Here is a 15,649-nt window from a genome sequence, read left to right on the forward strand (position 1 = left end):
CTCGACGAGCCGGGCGCAAAGAGAAACCCATCCTTCTTTTTCTCAAAGGGCACACTGAAATGGCGAACGCATCTCAACCTCTGGTCGGCCTCGTGGGCTGGCGCGGCATGGTCGGCTCGGTCCTGATGGACCGCATGCAGGCCGAAGGCGACTTCGGTCTCATCGAGCCGGTCTTCTTCTCAACCTCCAACGCCGGCGGCAAGGCCCCGGCCTGGGCGAAGAACGAAACCACCCTCCAGGACGCCCACGACATCGAGGCCCTGAAGAAGTGCGAGATCGTCGTCACGGCGCAAGGCGGCGACTACACCTCCGCCGTGTTCCCCAAGCTGCGCGCGGCCGGCTGGACCGGCCACTGGATCGACGCCGCCTCCACCCTGCGCATGGAGGACGACGCCGTCATCGTGCTCGACCCCGTCAACCTGCCCGTCATCCAGAACGCGCTGGCCAAGGGCGGCAGGAACTGGATCGGCGGCAACTGCACCGTCAGCTGCATGCTGATGGGCGTCGGCGCGCTGTACAAGGCCGGCCTGGTCGAGTGGATGACCAGCATGACCTACCAGGCCGCCTCGGGCGGCGGCGCGCAGCACATGCGCGAGCTGCTCACGCAGTTCGGCACGCTCAACGCCGAGGTGCGCGCATTGCTGGACGATCCGAAGTCCGCCATCCTGGAGATCGACCGCAAGGTGCTGCAGAAGCAGCAGAACCTGAGCGCGGCCGAGACCGCCAACTTCGGCGCCCCCCTGGGCGGCTCCCTGATCCCCTGGATCGACAAGGACCTCGGCCTGGGCAAGGGCCGGGAGGACGAGGGCTGGGGCACGTCCAAGGAAGAATGGAAGGGCGGTGCCGAGACCAACAAGATCCTCGGCCAGGGCGCCGGCTTCGGCACCGCGGCGACGCCGGTCGACGGCTTCTGCGTGCGCGTGGGCGCCATGCGCTGCCACAGCCAGGCGCTGACCTTCAAGCTGAAGAAGGACGTGCCCGTGGCCGACATCGAGGCCATGATCGCCGCCGACAACCCCTGGGCCAAGGTGGTGCCCAACACGCGCGAGGCGACGGTCAAGTCCCTCACGCCGGTGGCCGTGACCGGCACCATGGACATCCCGGTCGGGCGCATCCGCAAGCTGGCGATGGGACCGGAGTACGTCGGCGCCTTTACCATCGGCGACCAGCTGCTGTGGGGCGCGGCCGAACCGCTGCGCCGCATGCTGCGCATCCTCCTGGAATCCTGAAGTCCCGGGGACGAGGGTCCGTCGCGCCCGCCCGGCAGGTCTCTGCCGGGCGGGCGCGATGGCTGGCGCCTTGTCAGTGCCAAACGATAGTGTTAACGTCCTCTTACAATTTTCACGCAGTGTGGCCTCGCTCAGCATGACCAGAACTCCGACACGCGCCGTACCCCCCCTGTCGTCCGCTCCCCGCCGCCCTGCCCTGTCGATCGTCGCGGCAGGCGTCGCGCTGGCCCTCGGCACGTTCGGCATCGACGCGGCGGCGCTGTCGCTGGGACGGCTCAACGTGCTGTCTTCCCTGGGCGAGCCGCTGCGCGCGGAGATCGAGCTGTCGGACGTCACGGCGGCCGAGGCCGACGGCCTGCGCGTCCGCATCCCGTCGGCCGAGGCGTTCCGCGCCATCGGCGTGCCCTACAACACCGCCCTGGCGGACGTACAGGCGACCGTGCAGCGGCGCGCGAACGGCCGCTACATCGTGCAGCTGACGAGCAGCCGGCAGATGGCGGAGCCGTTCATCGACGTGCTGCTCGAAGCCAACGGCAGTTCGGGACGCGTGTTCCGCGACTACACGGTGCTGATCGATCCGCCGGGCGCCCGCCCGACGGCACCCGCGCCGGCCGTGGCCGCCGCGCCCACGCCACGGCCGTCCTCCGCCATCGCGGGCAACGACCGCGCCTCGTCCGCCCCGACGGAGACACGTCCGCGCCCGACCGCCGCGCCGGTCCAGCGGCCGGCGGCCGCCGCGCCGTCGATCGCGCCGGCGCCCGCCGCACCGGTGGAACGCCCCGCACCGTCTCCTGCACCTGCCACCGCCAGAAGCACCGGCGGAAGCAACGGCCGCGGACGCCTGCTCACCGTGCGCCCCGGCGACACGGCCAGCCGGATCGCCAATGCCGTCAAGCCGGCCGAGATCTCGCTCGACCAGATGCTCGTGGCGCTGCTGCGCGCCAATCCCGACGCCTTCATGGAAGGCAACCTCAACCGCGTTCGCGCCGGCGCCGTCATGGAGGTGCCGGACGCCGCGCAGGCCGCGGCCCTGTCGCCCCAGGACGCCCGGCGCGCCGTGATCGCCCAGAGCCGCGACTTCGGCGACTACCGCCGTCAGCTGGCCGAGAACGCGCCTGTCGCGGGCATGGCGCCGGCGGGTCGGCAGACCTCGGGCCGGCTGCAATCCGACGTCGAGGCGCGCGCACCCGCGGCGCCGGCCGATCGGCTCACCCTCGCCCCCGGCGGTGTCCCGGCGGCGCCCACGAACGCCACCGCACCGCAGTCCGGCATCGGTGGGACGGCGACGTCTCCGGCCGGGACGCCCGCCGGACCCATCGGCGCAGGTGCCCCCGGCGCGGCCGGTGCGGCGAGCACGCCCGCCTCGGCTTCGGCCTCCGCGACGTCCCCCGCCGCCGTGGCGGCCTCCGGCGCGGCCCTGGCGAGCACCGTGCCCCCGTCGCCCGCTGCATCCGGCACGGCCGGTACGGGCACCGGCACGGCCACGGTGCCTCCTGCGCCCGCGACTTCCGCGCCGACCGTGCGCGCGCCCGTGCCCGCCGCCGTCGCACCCGAACCCGACGAGACCTGGTACGAAGCCATCCTGGCCAATCCGCTGGCGCTCGGCGGCCTCGGCCTGATCGGCCTGCTGATCGCCTGGCTGGCCTTCCGCCTGAACAGCCGCCGGCGCCGGGACGCGGCCGACAGCGTGTTCCTGGAGAGCAACGTGCCCCGGGACTCGTTCTTCGCCGCGAGCGGTGGCGAATCGGTGGACACGCGCAATCGCAGCGGCGCGCTGGCGTCGTCGCTGTCCTATTCGCCCAGCCACGTGGATGCCGCGGACGTCGATCCGGTCGCCGAGGCCGATGTCTACCTGGCCTACGGCCGCGACCTCCAGGCCGAGGAGATCCTGCGCGAGGCCCTCAAGATCAACCCGGAGCGCGTGGCCATCCACGTGAAATTGCTCGAGATCCACGCCAAGCGCCGCGACGTGCGCGCCTACGAGGCGCTGGCCGACGACGTCCGCACCCTGACCGGTGGCACCGGCAGCGACTGGACGCGCGTCCTGGAAATGGGGCGGGAACTCGATCCGGGCAATCCGGCCTACGAAGCCGGCGGGCGTCCCGGCGGCACGGGAACGGCGACGGCGGCGGCGCTCGCCGCGTCGGCCGCGGCCACCGCCCTGGCCGCCGAGACGATGCGCGCCTCCGCCGCGCCGGCGCCCGCGCCCATGCCGTTCGCACCGGAGGAGCCCGTGTCCGCGCTGCCGCCCGTCTTCACGTCGCAGGCGCCGGCGTTCGTCCCTTCCGTGGCGCCGCTCGATTTCGATCTGGACCTCTATCGGCCCGATCACGTACCGCCGGCCGTGGCCACTCCGGCCGCTGCCGCGCCGGCAGTGCAGCAACCGGTCGATCGCCCTCGGCATCCGCCCCTGGACACGACGATGCCGATGCCGCTGGCGACACCGCCCGAGCCGAACCCGCCGCTCAACCCTTTCATGTCGACCATGCCGCATCCGCCCTACGACGGCGGTGCCGACCATCCGCTGACGATCGACCTGGCCGATTTCGACACCACCCCGGCCGCGCTCGAGACACCCCCACCCCGTCCCGCGCCACCGGCCGAGCCCGAGAGCGAGTACGCCACCCTGCGCGCCGACCTGCCCGCGGACACCGGCCTGATCGACTTCGATCTGCGCGACCTGTCGCAGGCACGCACGCCGGCCGCGGCCGACACCGTGCGCGCCGGCCTGGAGCCGCAGCGTCCGTTCGACAGCGATCCGCAGTCGATCAAGCTGTCGCTGGCGCGCGAGTTGCAGGCCATGGGCGACATCGAAGGCGCGCGCTCGCTGATCGAGGAAGTCGAGGCCGAGAGTTCGGGCCAACTGCGCCAGGAAGCCCAACGCATGCTGGGCCTGCTTGGCTGATCGCACGACGGCGGTCGGCATGCCCGGCATCCCGCGCCGCCACGGAGCAGCGGCATGAGGATCGCGCTCGGCGTGCGCTACAACGGCCAGGCCTACCAGGGTTGGCAGAGTCAACGCTCGGGCCTGACCGTGCAGGACAGGCTCGAAGCGGCCCTGACCCGCTTCGCCGACCGTCCCGTCGCCACGCTGTGCGCCGGCCGCACCGACGCCGGCGTGCACGCGCTCATGCAGGTGGTGCATTTCGACACCGACATCGAGCGCACGCCGTTCTCCTGGGTGCGCGGCACCAACCGCTACCTGCCGGCCGACATCGCGCTGCAGTGGGCGCACCCGGTGCCCGACGCCTTCCACTGCCGCGCCAGCGCCCTGACGCGTCGCTACCGCTACGAACTCTCGCAGTCGCCGGTGCGCCCGAGCCTGGACGCCGGGCGCGTCGGCTGGTCGATGCGGCCGCTCGACGGCGACGCCATGCGCGCCGCCGCGGCGCACCTGATCGGCACCCACGACTTCAGTTCGTTCCGGGCCTCGGCCTGCCAGGCGCGATCGCCCGTCAAGCACCTGCGGCGCATCGACATCGCCCGGCTCGACGTCTCTGCCGACGGCGAGCGTTGCCGCTGGCAGTTCGAGTTCGAGGCCGACGCCTTCCTGCACCACATGATCCGCAACCTGATGGGTTGCCTGCTGCGCGTGGGCCACGGCGACGCGCCGCCCGCCTGGATGGCCGGGGTGCTGGCCGCGCGCAGCCGCAAGGTCGCCGCGCCGACCTTCTCCGCCGACGGGCTGTACTTCCTCGGACCGCTCTACGACGCGGCCTGGGGGCTGCCGGCCGAGGCCACGTTCGGTCCCTGAGGCGCTGCGTATCATCGTCCGGATGAGCGCTCCGCCCGTCCCTTCCGCCGTCTCTCCCCTCCCCGCGCCGCGGCGCACCCGCATCAAGATCTGCGGCCTGACGCGCGAGGCCGACGTCGACGCCGCCGTCGAGGCCGGTGCCGACGCCATCGGTTTCGTGCTCTACCCGCCGAGTCCGCGCGCCGTCTCCATCGAGCGCGCGGCCGAACTGGCGTCGCGCCTGCCGCCCTTCGTGACGCCCGTGCTGCTGTTCGTCAACGACGCGTCCGAACGGGTGCGCGACGCCCTGCGACGGGTCCCGGGCGCGATGGCGCAGTTCCACGGCGACGAGTCGCCCGCGTGGTGCGTCGAGGCGAGCGGCGACGGCGCCCACCGCTTCCTGCGCGCGGCGCGCATTCCTCTGGGAGCGGCAGGGGCAAGTTTCGACCTCCTAAAATACGTTTCCGATTTCTCCCACGCCCATGCCATCCTGCTCGACGCCGACGTCGCGGGCTTCGGCGGTGGCGGCAAGGCATTCGATTGGTCACTCCTTCCAACCGCCGTCGACGCTCACCTCGTCTTGAGTGGTGGACTCACACCTGCAAGCGTGGCAGAGGGCATCGCCGCGCTGCGGCCGCGTTGCCGCTCGCTCGCCGTTGACGTCAGTTCCGGCGTCGAAGCCGACGGTCCGGGCATGAAGGGCGTCAAGGACGCCGCCAAGGTCCGTGCCTTCGTCGCCGCCGTGCAGGCCGCCGATCGCGCGACCTGACTCCCACCCGCCGCGCGGCGCCCCGTCCTCCGGGCCGCCGTCGCCGCTCCCCCGCATCGAGAGACAGAGAGAAAGCATCCCATGGACGCCATCAGCACCCTTTACCAGCAACCCGACCCCAGCGGCCATTTCGGCCCCTACGGCGGCACCTTCGCGAGCGAGACGCTCACCCATGCCATCGCCGAGCTGCGCGAGGCCTACGCCCGCTTCAAGGACGACCCGGAGTTCCTGGCCGAATTCCACTACGAGCTGGCCCATTTCGTCGGCCGGCCCTCGCCCGTCTACCACGCGGCGCGCACCAGCCGCGAAATGGGCGGCGCGCAGATCTACCTCAAGCGCGAGGACCTGAACCACACCGGTGCCCACAAGATCAACAACGTGATCGGCCAGGCCATGCTCGCCAAGCGCATGGGCAAGCCGCGCGTGATCGCCGAGACCGGCGCCGGCCAGCACGGCGTGGCCACGGCCACCATCTGCGCGCGCTACGGCCTCGAGTGCGTGGTCTACATGGGCAGCCAAGACGTGAAGCGCCAGAGCCCCAACGTCTATCGCATGAACCTGCTGGGCGCGACGGTGGTGCCGGTCGAGTCGGGCAGCAAGACCCTGAAGGACGCGCTCAACGAAGCCATGCGCGACTGGGTCACCAACGTCGAAAACACCTTCTACATCATCGGCACCGTGGCCGGCCCGCACCCCTATCCGATGATGGTGCGCGACTTCCAGAGCGTGATCGGCACCGAGTGCATCGCCCAGATGCCCGGCATGCTGGCGGCCGACGGCATCGCCGGCGGCGGCGCGGACCGGCAGCCCGACGTGGTGGTCGCCTGCGTGGGCGGCGGGAGCAACGCGATGGGCATCTTCTACCCCTACATCCCGTTCGCCGAGACGCGCCTGATCGGCGTCGAGGCCGCCGGCGAGGGCCTGGACAGCGGCAAGCATTCGGCCTCGATCCTGCGCGGCAGCCCCGGCGTGCTGCACGGCAACCGCACCTACCTGCTGCAGACCGAGGACGGCCAGATCACCGAGACGCACAGCATCAGCGCCGGCCTGGACTATCCCGGCGTCGGCCCCGAGCACGCGCACCTGGCCGACATCGGCCGCGCGGAGTACGTCGGCGTCACCGACGCCGAGGCGCTCGCGGCCTTCCACTACCTGTGCCGCACCGAGGGCATCATCCCCGCGCTCGAATCCGCCCACGCGGTGGCCTACGCGATGAAGCTGGCGCCGACGATGCGCGCCGACCAGTCGATCCTGGTCAATCTCTCGGGCCGCGGCGACAAGGACATCGGCACGGTGGCCGACCTCTCGGGCGTCGAGTTCTACGACCGGCCGTCGATGCGCGGCATGAACGTGAAGGGAGGCCAGGCATGAGCGGGACGACGCCGTCGACCACGGCCAGCGCCGGCCGCACCACCGGCCGCATCGCCACGACGTTCATGGCCCTGGAGCGCGACGGCCGCAAGGCCCTCATTCCCTACGTCACGGCCGGCTTCCCGTTCGCCGACATCACGCCCGAGCTCATGCACGGCATGGTCGCCGCCGGCGCCGACGTGATCGAGCTGGGCGTGCCCTTCTCCGATCCGATGGCCGACGGCCCGGTGATCCAGCAGGCCGGCGAGTCGGCGCTGGCATTGGGCGTCGGCACGAAGCAGGTGCTGGCGATGGTGGCCGAGTTCCGTCGCGACGACGACCGCACGCCGGTGGTGCTGATGGGCTATGCCAACCCGGTCGAGCGCTACGACGGCGTCCACGGCAAGGGCAGCTTCGTGCGCGACGCGGCCGCCGCCGGCGTCGATGGGTTGCTGATCGTCGACTACCCGCCCGAGGAGTGCGAGGCCTTCGCCGCCGAACTGCGCGCGGTGGGCATCGACCTCATCTTCCTGCTGGCGCCGACCAGCACCGACGCGCGCATGGCGCAGGTCGCGCGCATCGCCACGGGCTATGTCTATTACGTCTCGCTCAAGGGCGTGACCGGCGCCGGCCACCTCGACACCGAGGCCGTCGGCCGCATGATCCCGCGCATCCGCACGCACGTGAAGGTGCCCGTGGGCGTGGGTTTCGGCATCCGCGATGCGCGCACGGCGCAGGCGGTGGGCTCGGCCGCCGACGCGGTGGTGATCGGCACGCGCATCCTGCAGCTCATCGGCGGCGAGCCGCGCGAGCGGGTCGTGCCGGTGGTGGGCGAATTCCTCGGCGAGATCCGCCAGGCGCTCGACGCCCTGCCGGCCGCCACGGCCAAGAACGCGGCCGGCGGTTGAGACGGACGGTGTCCGAGACCGCACGATCGCCCGATAATCGCCCCCCGCACCGACTTCACGAGGACCGCCCATGAGCTGGCTAGAAAAACTCCTGCCCCCGAAGATCACGCAGACCGACCCCAGCGAGCGCCGCCAGGTGCCCGGCGGCCTGTGGACCAAGTGCCCGAGCTGCGAGACGGTGCTCTACAAGACCGACCTGGAGCACAACCAGAACGTCTGTCCCAACTGCAGCCACCACTTCCGCATCGGCGCCCGCGCCCGGCTGGACAAGTTCCTCGACCCCGAGGGCCGCTACGAGCTGGGCCAGGAGGTGCTGCCGATCGATCCGCTGAAGTTCAAGGACAGCCGCAAGTATCCCGAGCGCCTGAAGGAAGCCATGGAGCACACCGGCGAGACCGACGCGCTGGTGGTCATGGGCGGCTCGATCCACAGCATCAACGCGGTGGTCGCCTGTTTCGAGTTCGAGTTCATGGGCGGCAGCATGGGCAGCGTGGTCGGCGAGCGCTTCGTGCGCGGCGTGGAGACCGCCATCGAGCAGAAGGTGCCCTTCGTGTGCTTCACCGCCACCGGCGGCGCGCGCATGCAGGAAGGCCTGCTCTCGCTCATGCAGATGGCCAAGACCAACGCCGCGCTCACGCACCTGGCCAAGAAGGGCCTGCCCTACGTCAGCGTGCTGACCGACCCGACCATGGGCGGCGTCTCCGCGGGCTTCGCCTTCGTCGGTGACGTGGTGATCGCCGAGCCCAAGGCGCTGATCGGCTTCGCCGGCCCGCGCGTGATCGAGTCGACCGTGCGGGTGACGCTGCCCGAGGGCTTCCAACGCTCGGAATTCCTGCAGACCAAAGGCGCCATCGATTTCATCTGCGACCGCCGCGAACTGCGCAAGACCGTGGCCAGCACGCTGGCGATGCTGCTGCGCCAGCCGGCCGACGCCGTCACCTGAGCAGCGAACCCAGCACGCCGCCCGCGACCATGCCCGCCACCTGCAGCAGCACGATCGCGGCCAGCGGCGACAGGTCGATGCCGCCGACCAGCGGGATGAAGCGCCGCAGGGGCGCCACCAGCGGCTCGGCCAGGCGCGCGACGACGTCGCGCAGCGGCGGCGAGGCGCCCGGCACCCACGACAGCACGGCATGCACGATGAGCAGCATCGTGAGCCCCGACACCGCCAGCTGCACCAGTCCGATCAGCGAGAGCACCGGCAGCAGCCCCATCTGCGCCGTCCGGCCCGCCAGCAGGAACAGCAGCACGTACTTCACCGTGATGACGATCCAGGCCGCGACGACGCTCGCTAGGTCCCAGCGCCGGAACGCCGGCACGATGCGGCGCAGCGGCATGACGATCCAGTCGGTCAGCGCGAACACGAAGCGCCCGAGCGGATTGCCGAACGGCACCCGGTGATACTGCATGTACAGCCTCAAGAGGCATGCTCCACCCAGAAGGCCGGCGATGACATCGAGCAGGAACGCGGTGATCTGGTAGAGCATGGAGTCCGATGATAGCCAGCGAGGTGTTCCCATGACCCCCCTTCCCACCCCCGTTCCCGCCGTCCTGCACGACCTGCCCCTGTTCCCGCTGGGCACCGTGCTGTTCCCTGGCGGCCTGCTGCCGCTGCAGATCTTCGAGGTGCGCTACCTCGACATGGTCGGCCGCTGCCGCCGCCAGGGCACGCCCTTCGGCGTGGTGAGCTTGGTGCAGGGCGCCGAAGTGCGCGTGGCCGGCGCCGGCACGGAGCGCTTCGCCGCGATCGGCACGCTGGCCGTGATCCGCGAGTTCGACGCGCCGCAGCCCGGCCTGATGCGCATCGAATGCACCGGCACGCAACGCTTCCGCATCCGCAGCAGCGCCCTGCAGAAGCACGGGCTCTGGACCGCCGAGGCCGAGGCCGTGGACGACGACGTGCCGCTGGCCGTGCCCGAGGACCTGCGCCACATCGCCGACGCCCTGCGCCGGCTGGTCGACACCCTGGAGGAGCGGCGCAAGGCCGGCGAGGCGGACGCCCTGCGCCTGCCGATGACCGAGCCCTACCGCTTCGACGACTGCGGCTGGTTGGCCAACCGCTGGAGCGAGCTGCTGCCGATGCAGCCCGAGGCCCGGCAGCGCCTGATGGAGCTCGACAGCCCGCTCATGCGCCTCGAACTGGTGGACGACCTGCTCACGCGCAACGGCATCGGCGACCGCGCACCTTAAAATCGAGGGTTCCGCGCCGCATCGGCGCTCCCTTCGCCTTCCTGCTTCCCACACGACGCCCGTGCCGGTCCCGGCCCCTCGTGGACCGCGCCGCCGGCCGATCCGTCGTTCCCTGTCCTTCGTCCCTTCCCTGCAATGACCGAACCCACGCCCACCTCCGCGACCGCATCCCCGAGCGTCCCCGCCGTCGACGACAACCAGCTCATCGCCGAGCGGCGCGAGAAGCTCAAGGCGATGCGCGCAGCGCAGGCCGAAGGCCGGGGCGTCGCGTTCCCGAACGACTTCAAGCCGCGCGACCGCGCCGCCGCGCTGCTGCAGGTCCACGGCGAGACCACCGCCGAAGTCCTGGAGACCACCACCGACACCTACAGCGTGGCCGGTCGCATGATGCTCAAGCGCGTCATGGGCAAGGCCAGCTTCGCTTCCGTGCAGGACGCCACCGGCCGCATCCAGGTCTACGTCACGCGCGACGCCATCGGCGAGGCCGCCTACGCCGACTTCAAGCGCTGGGACCTGGGCGACATCGTCGGCGCCGAGGGCACGCTGATGAAGACCCGCACCGGCGAGCTGTCGATCAAGGTGACCTCGATCCGCCTGCTCACCAAGAGCCTGCGCCCGCTGCCCGACAAGTTCCACGGCATGGCCGACCAGGAGCAGAAGTACCGCCAGCGCTATGTCGACCTGATCACCGACGAGTCGGCGCGCGAGCGCTTCAAGGCGCGCAGCAGGGCCGTCTCGGCCCTGCGCGAGTTCATGGTGGCCAACGACTTCCTGGAGGTCGAGACGCCGATGCTGCACCCGATCCCGGGCGGCGCCAACGCCAAGCCGTTCAAGACGCACCACAACGCGCTCGACCAGGAGATGTTCCTGCGCATCGCGCCGGAGCTCTATCTGAAGCGCCTGATCGTCGGCGGCTTCGAGCGCGTCTTCGAGATCAACCGGAGCTACCGCAACGAGGGCATCTCGGTGCGGCACAACCCCGAGTTCACGATGATGGAGTTCTACGCCGCGTACTGGAACTACCAGGACCTGATGGACTTCACCGAGCGGATCGTCCGCACGATCGCCCAGAAGACCACCGGCGGCGAGCAGCTGGTCTACCAGGGCAAGGAAGTCGATCTGAGCCGGCCCTTCGAGCGCCTGACGATCCGCGAGGCGATCGTGAAGTACACCGAGGCCGGCGCGCCGATGGAGAGCGTCGAGGCCCTGGCCACGCCCCACTCGCATGCCCTGGCGCGCGTCGACAGCCGCGACTGGCTCGTCAACGCCCTGCGCAAGCTCGGCCTGAGCGAGGAGAAGGACCGCCTCTCCCAGCGCAGCCTGCCGAGCCTGCAGGTGATGTACTTCGAGGAGACGGTGGAGGAGCAGCTCTGGCAGCCGACCTTCATCATGGAGCACCCGACCGAGATCTCGCCGCTGGCGCGCGCCAACGACGACCGGCCCGAGGTCACCGAGCGCTTCGAGCTCTACATCACCGGGCGCGAGTTCGGCAACGGCTTCTCCGAGCTCAACGACGCCGAGGACCAAGCCGCGCGCTTCAACGCGCAGGTCGCGTCCAAGGACGCGGGCGACGACGAGGCGATGTTCTTCGACCACGACTTCGTGCGCGCGCTCGAGTACGGCATGCCGCCCACCGGCGGCTGCGGCATCGGCATCGACCGCTTCATGATGCTGCTGACCGACTCGCCGAGCATCCGCGACGTGATCCTGTTCCCCGCCCTGCGCCGCGAGGGTTGACCCGCCCCATGATCGGCATCGACTTCGGCACCTCCAATTCCGCCGTCGCCTGGGCGCCCGAGGGCGAACTGGCGCGGGCGCTCCCGCTCGAGGGCACGGCGACGACGATGCCGACGGCCCTGTTCTACAACGCCGAGGACCGCAGCACGCACTTCGGCCGCGAGGCTGTCGCGCTCTACCTCGCGGGCGTCGAGGGGCGCCTGATGCGCTCGCTCAAGAGCCTGCTGGGCAGCGCGCTGATGCAGGAGACCACCGCCGTGTACGACGGCCTGGTGAGCTTCCAGGACATCGTCGCGCGCTTCCTGCTGGAGCTCGGCCACCGCGCCGAGCATTCGCTGGGCGAGCGGCCGACCCGCGTCGTGCTCGGGCGGCCGGTGCATTTCGTCGACGACGACGCCAAGCGCGACCGCCAGGCCGAGGACAGCCTGCGCCAGGCCGCGCGCACGGCGGGCTTCCGCGACATCCGCTTCCAGTTCGAGCCCATCGCCGCCGCCTTCGACTACGAGCAGCGCGTGACGAAGGAGTCGCTGGTGCTGATCGTCGACATCGGCGGCGGCACCTCCGACTTCACCGTGGTGCGCCTGGGCCCCGAGCGCATGGGCCGCCCCGACCGCGCCGCCGACGTGCTGGCCACCAGCGGCGTGCACATCGGCGGCACCGACTTCGACCAGCGTCTGAACCTGGAGCGCGTGATGCCGCAGTTCGGCTTCCGCCACAAGGACGCGCGCGGGCGCGAGGTGCCGAGCAAGGTGTTCTTCGAGCTGTCGTCCTGGCACCTGATCAACTGGCTCTACGCCGCCAAGGCGGTGCGCCAGGCGAAGGAGCTGCGCACCAGCTACGCCGACGCGCGCCTGCACGACCGGCTGATGACGGTGCTGGAGGAACGCCACGGCCACCGCATCGCCAGCGCGGTCGAGGACGCCAAGATCCAGGGCTCGCTCTCGGGCGCCGACGCGGCCATCGACCTGTCGTGCGCCGAGCGCGGCCTGTCCGTGACGCTGGGCGTGGCCGACATGGCGCGCGAGCTCGCCGACCCGCTGGCCAAGGTGGTCGCCAGCGCGCACGAGTGCGTGCGCCGCGCGGGCCTGCGCAGCAACGACCTCGACGCGCTCTACCTCACGGGCGGCTCGTCGGCGCTGCGCGCGTTCCAGGAGGCGCTGCGGCGCGGCTTCGCGGGCGTGAAGCTGGTCGAGGGCGACCTCTTCGGCGGCGTGGCGGCCGGGCTGGCGTACACGGCGCGCGCGGCCGGCGCGATCACCCCATCCTCCGCCACCGGCGGCGCCTGAGACCGCGCATGGCCTCCCGCCCGCCCCCGCCCGCGAGCCCGTCCGCGACCCCGACGGCGATCCCGCGCCTGAAGTACATCGCCCACTACCCGGCGAGCGTGCAGGCACAGGTGCGGCGGATGATCGACGAGGCGCGGCTGGGCGAGCACCTGCGAACGCGCCATCCCGCGGCGCACACGGTGCGCACCGACCGCGCCCTCTACGACTACGTCACGGCGCTCAAGGGCGAGTTCCTGCGCAACGCCGATCCGCTCGCGAAGGTCGCCTTCGACAGCAAGCTGCACGTCGTGCGCCACGCGCTGGGCACCCACACGACGATCTCGCGCGTGCAGGGCGGCAAGCTCAAGGCCAAGCGCGAGATCCGCGTGGCGAGCCTGTTCAAGGCCGTGCCCGACGCCTGGCTGCGCATGATCGTCGTGCACGAGCTCGCGCACATGAAGGAGCGCGACCACGACCGCGCCTTCTACGCCCTGTGCACGCACATGGAGCCCGACTACCACCAGCACGAGTTCGACCTGCGGCTCTACCTGACGCACCTGGAGGCGGGCGGGGCGCGGCTGTGGGGCGAGGATCAGGGCGCCGAGGTCGACGCCGGCTCGATGCGCACGACGACGAAGCGCCCGTCGACCTTCCCGGCCTGAAAGCGCACCTTCTCGCCGGGACGCAGCCGGTCGAGCACGGCCGCGTCGGCGACGTCGAACACCATCGTCATGCCGGGCATGTCGAGGTTCCTCAGCGGACCGTGCCGCAGGGTGACGCGGCCGGCGTCGCGGTCGATCTTGCGCACCTCGCCGTCGGCGAGGTCGTCGGCGTCGGGCGATGCCGTGGCGCCGACGCCGCCGGCGCCCGGATCGCGGTCGTGCGTCGCGTGGGTCTGGGCCGTGGCGGTGGTCATGGCAGCGGCACCGAGCAGTGCCGCCAGGACCAGGGAGCGCGCGACGGCGCGGGGCGGGTGACGAAACATGGGTGTTCCTTTCGAGGGAAAGAGGGAAGCGGGACGTGATTCAGTGACCGGCATGGCCGCCGTGGCCGCCCGTCGGCTTGTGGACGCGGACCTCGACGTCGGAGTCGGCCGGCCGCCGTCCGCGCGCCGGCGTGGCGGCGGAGCCCTGGCGCGGCGCCTCGGGCGCGTCGCCCCGCCATTCGTGCGCCACGCTGCCCGGCGGGTGCCTGAACCAGCCGGGGTCCGAGGTGTCGCCCGGCTTCTGATCGCGCCGCACCTTCACGACGCTGAACATGCCGCCCATCTCCAGCGAGCCGAAGGGCCCGGCGCCGCCCATCATCGGCGCGGTGTTGTCGGGCAGCGGCATCGACATCTCGGCCATGTCGGCCATGCCGCGCTCGCCCATGGCCATGTAGTCGGGCACCAGGTCGGCGATGCGGCGGGTGATGTCCCGGTGGTCGACGCCGATCAGGGTGGGCACGTCGTGGCCCATGGCGTTCATGGTGTGGTGGCTCTTGTGGCAGTGGAAGGCCCAGTCGCCCTCCTCGTCGGCGGTGAACTCGAACTGGCGCATCTGGCCGACCGCCACGTCGGCCGTCACCTCCGGCCAGCGCGCGCTCCGGGGCACCGGGCCGCCGTCGGTGCCGGTGACCTCGAACTCGTGGCCGTGCAGGTGCATCGGGTGGTTGGTCATCGTCAGGTTGCCCACGCGGATGCGCACCCGGTCGCCCAGGCGCACGTTGAGCGAGTCGATGCCGGGAAAGATGCGGCTGTTCCACGACCACAGGTTGAAGTCCGTCATGGTCATGATCTTCGGCGTCGCGCTGCCGGGCTCGACGTCGTAGGCGCCCAGCAGGAAGACGAAGTCGCGCTCGACGCGGTCGATCAGCGGATGCCGGCCCTTGGGGTGCGTGACCCAGAAGCCCATCATGCCCATCGCCATCTGCGCCATCTCGTCGGCGTGCGGGTGGTACATGAAGGTGCCGGGGCGGCGCGCGGTGAACTCGTAGACGAAGGTCTTGCCCGGCCGGATGCCCGGCTGCGTGAGACCGGCGACGCCGTCCATGCCGTTGGGCAGGCGCTGGCCGTGCCAGTGGACGCTGGTGTGCTCGGGCAGGCGGTTGGTGACGAAGACGCGCACGCGGTCGCCCTCGACCACTTCGATGGTCGGCCCCGGCGACTGGCCGTTGTAGCCCCAGAGGTTGGCCTTGAAGCCGGGCGCCATCTCGCGCACCACCGGCTCGGCCACCAGGTGGAATTCCTTGACGCCGGCGTTCATGCGCCACGGCAGCGTCCAGCCGTTGAGCGTGACGACCGGGTCGTAGGGCCGGCCGGTGGCGGGCCGCAGGGGCGGCCGGGTCTCGGGCGTGGTCTGCAGCACGGGCTCGGGCAGCGCGGCCAGCGCCACCCGGCTCACGCCGGCGGCGGCCACGGCACCCGTGAGGGCGCCCGCGCCGCCGAGGAAGTTGCGTCGGTTGGTCATGGGATTCGATCGATCGAGGAA

General features: G+C 71.3%; 14 protein-coding genes. 11 read left to right on the forward strand and 3 right to left on the reverse strand.

Annotation, left to right across the window (positions count from 1 at the left end):
• The first annotated feature begins 59 nt into the window (after positions 1–59).
• From asd to accD, 7 genes are all read left to right on the forward strand, one after another.
• Complete coding sequence (gene asd / locus ABID77_RS07160) at positions 60–1,229, forward strand: aspartate-semialdehyde dehydrogenase (protein WP_429592852.1); 1,170 nt, start codon at positions 60–62, stop codon at positions 1,227–1,229.
• Between the two features lie 136 nt (positions 1,230–1,365).
• Positions 1,366–4,134, forward strand: coding sequence for a FimV/HubP family polar landmark protein (locus ABID77_RS07165; RefSeq protein WP_429592855.1), 2,769 nt, complete (start codon positions 1,366–1,368; stop codon positions 4,132–4,134).
• A gap of 54 nt (positions 4,135–4,188) precedes the next feature.
• Positions 4,189–4,983: a tRNA pseudouridine(38-40) synthase TruA gene (gene truA / locus ABID77_RS07170; protein ID WP_429592858.1), complete on the forward strand. Its 795-nt coding sequence runs from the start codon at positions 4,189–4,191 to the stop codon at positions 4,981–4,983.
• A 22-nt stretch (positions 4,984–5,005) separates the two neighbouring features.
• Positions 5,006–5,731 (forward strand): phosphoribosylanthranilate isomerase, encoded by a 726-nt coding sequence (locus ABID77_RS07175; protein ID WP_429592861.1) that lies wholly within the window; start codon positions 5,006–5,008, stop codon positions 5,729–5,731.
• A gap of 81 nt (positions 5,732–5,812) precedes the next feature.
• Positions 5,813–7,102: a tryptophan synthase subunit beta gene (trpB, locus tag ABID77_RS07180; protein ID WP_429592864.1), complete on the forward strand. Its 1,290-nt coding sequence runs from the start codon at positions 5,813–5,815 to the stop codon at positions 7,100–7,102.
• The gene (gene trpA / locus ABID77_RS07185; RefSeq protein WP_429592867.1) at positions 7,099–7,989 is read left to right on the forward strand and encodes a tryptophan synthase subunit alpha; all 891 of its coding nucleotides are present in this window, start codon (positions 7,099–7,101) and stop codon (positions 7,987–7,989) included. The genes trpB and trpA overlap by 4 nt, the downstream gene beginning before the upstream one ends.
• Positions 7,990–8,059: 70 nt before the next feature.
• Positions 8,060–8,932 carry an acetyl-CoA carboxylase, carboxyltransferase subunit beta gene (gene accD, locus ABID77_RS07190; RefSeq protein WP_429592870.1) on the forward strand — a complete coding sequence of 291 codons (873 nt, stop codon included), beginning with the start codon at positions 8,060–8,062 and terminating at the stop codon, positions 8,930–8,932.
• Here the strand turns inward: accD and ABID77_RS07195 are convergent.
• Positions 8,925–9,476, reverse strand: a complete 552-nt coding sequence (locus ABID77_RS07195) for a YggT family protein (RefSeq protein WP_429592873.1) — start codon at positions 9,474–9,476, stop codon at positions 8,925–8,927. The genes accD and ABID77_RS07195 overlap by 8 nt on opposite strands.
• A 31-nt stretch (positions 9,477–9,507) precedes the next feature.
• On the opposite strand from ABID77_RS07195, the gene ABID77_RS07200 reads away from it, so the two are divergent.
• The 4 genes from ABID77_RS07200 to ABID77_RS07215 all read left to right on the forward strand — a co-directional run bounded on the left by ABID77_RS07200 (position 9,508) and on the right by ABID77_RS07215 (position 13,843).
• Positions 9,508–10,179 (forward strand): LON peptidase substrate-binding domain-containing protein, encoded by a 672-nt coding sequence (locus ABID77_RS07200; RefSeq protein WP_429592877.1) that lies wholly within the window; start codon positions 9,508–9,510, stop codon positions 10,177–10,179.
• A 135-nt stretch (positions 10,180–10,314) separates the two neighbouring features.
• On the forward strand, positions 10,315–11,916 hold the full coding sequence (gene lysS / locus ABID77_RS07205) for a lysine--tRNA ligase (RefSeq protein WP_429592879.1): 1,602 nt from the start codon (positions 10,315–10,317) through the stop codon (positions 11,914–11,916).
• Between the two features lie 8 nt (positions 11,917–11,924).
• Positions 11,925–13,202, forward strand: a complete 1,278-nt coding sequence (locus ABID77_RS07210) for an Hsp70 family protein (protein ID WP_429592882.1) — start codon at positions 11,925–11,927, stop codon at positions 13,200–13,202.
• A gap of 8 nt (positions 13,203–13,210) precedes the next feature.
• Positions 13,211–13,843 (forward strand): M48 metallopeptidase family protein, encoded by a 633-nt coding sequence (locus ABID77_RS07215; protein ID WP_429592885.1) that lies wholly within the window; start codon positions 13,211–13,213, stop codon positions 13,841–13,843.
• Here ABID77_RS07215 and ABID77_RS07220 read toward each other — a convergent pair.
• Together ABID77_RS07220 and ABID77_RS07225 are read right to left on the reverse strand one after the other, a co-directional pair.
• A complete protein-coding gene (locus tag ABID77_RS07220) occupies positions 13,774–14,166 on the reverse strand; it encodes a copper-binding protein (RefSeq protein WP_429592888.1) in 393 nt (130 codons plus the stop codon). The two genes, ABID77_RS07215 and ABID77_RS07220, sit on opposite strands and share 70 nt — an antisense overlap.
• Before the next feature lie 40 nt (positions 14,167–14,206).
• Complete coding sequence (locus tag ABID77_RS07225) at positions 14,207–15,628, reverse strand: multicopper oxidase domain-containing protein (protein ID WP_429592891.1); 1,422 nt, start codon at positions 15,626–15,628, stop codon at positions 14,207–14,209.
• Between the last annotated feature and the right edge of the window lie 21 nt (positions 15,629–15,649).

The organism is Variovorax sp. PvP013, from assembly GCF_050435945.1.
In the GTDB taxonomy this organism is placed as follows: domain Bacteria; phylum Pseudomonadota; class Gammaproteobacteria; order Burkholderiales; family Burkholderiaceae_C; genus Variovorax.

Bases quoted from the DNA above. Each gene is read 5' to 3' on its own strand.
- ABID77_RS07215 (WP_429592885.1), top strand. From the start codon at position 13,211: ATGGCCTCCCGCCCGCCCCCGCCCGCGAGCCCGTCCGCGACCCCGACG.
- trpA (WP_429592867.1), top strand. From the start codon at position 7,099: ATGAGCGGGACGACGCCGTCGACCACGGCCAGCGCCGGCCGCACCACC.
- trpB (WP_429592864.1), top strand. From the start codon at position 5,813: ATGGACGCCATCAGCACCCTTTACCAGCAACCCGACCCCAGCGGCCAT.
- ABID77_RS07220 (WP_429592888.1), bottom strand. From the start codon at position 14,166: ATGTTTCGTCACCCGCCCCGCGCCGTCGCGCGCTCCCTGGTCCTGGCG.
- ABID77_RS07195 (WP_429592873.1), bottom strand. From the start codon at position 9,476: ATGCTCTACCAGATCACCGCGTTCCTGCTCGATGTCATCGCCGGCCTT.
- ABID77_RS07210 (WP_429592882.1), top strand. From the start codon at position 11,925: ATGATCGGCATCGACTTCGGCACCTCCAATTCCGCCGTCGCCTGGGCG.
- lysS (WP_429592879.1), top strand. From the start codon at position 10,315: ATGACCGAACCCACGCCCACCTCCGCGACCGCATCCCCGAGCGTCCCC.
- asd (WP_429592852.1), top strand. From the start codon at position 60: ATGGCGAACGCATCTCAACCTCTGGTCGGCCTCGTGGGCTGGCGCGGC.
- truA (WP_429592858.1), top strand. From the start codon at position 4,189: ATGAGGATCGCGCTCGGCGTGCGCTACAACGGCCAGGCCTACCAGGGT.
- ABID77_RS07225 (WP_429592891.1), bottom strand. From the start codon at position 15,628: ATGACCAACCGACGCAACTTCCTCGGCGGCGCGGGCGCCCTCACGGGT.
- ABID77_RS07165 (WP_429592855.1), top strand. From the start codon at position 1,366: ATGACCAGAACTCCGACACGCGCCGTACCCCCCCTGTCGTCCGCTCCC.
- ABID77_RS07175 (WP_429592861.1), top strand. From the start codon at position 5,006: ATGAGCGCTCCGCCCGTCCCTTCCGCCGTCTCTCCCCTCCCCGCGCCG.
- accD (WP_429592870.1), top strand. From the start codon at position 8,060: ATGAGCTGGCTAGAAAAACTCCTGCCCCCGAAGATCACGCAGACCGAC.
- ABID77_RS07200 (WP_429592877.1), top strand. From the start codon at position 9,508: ATGACCCCCCTTCCCACCCCCGTTCCCGCCGTCCTGCACGACCTGCCC.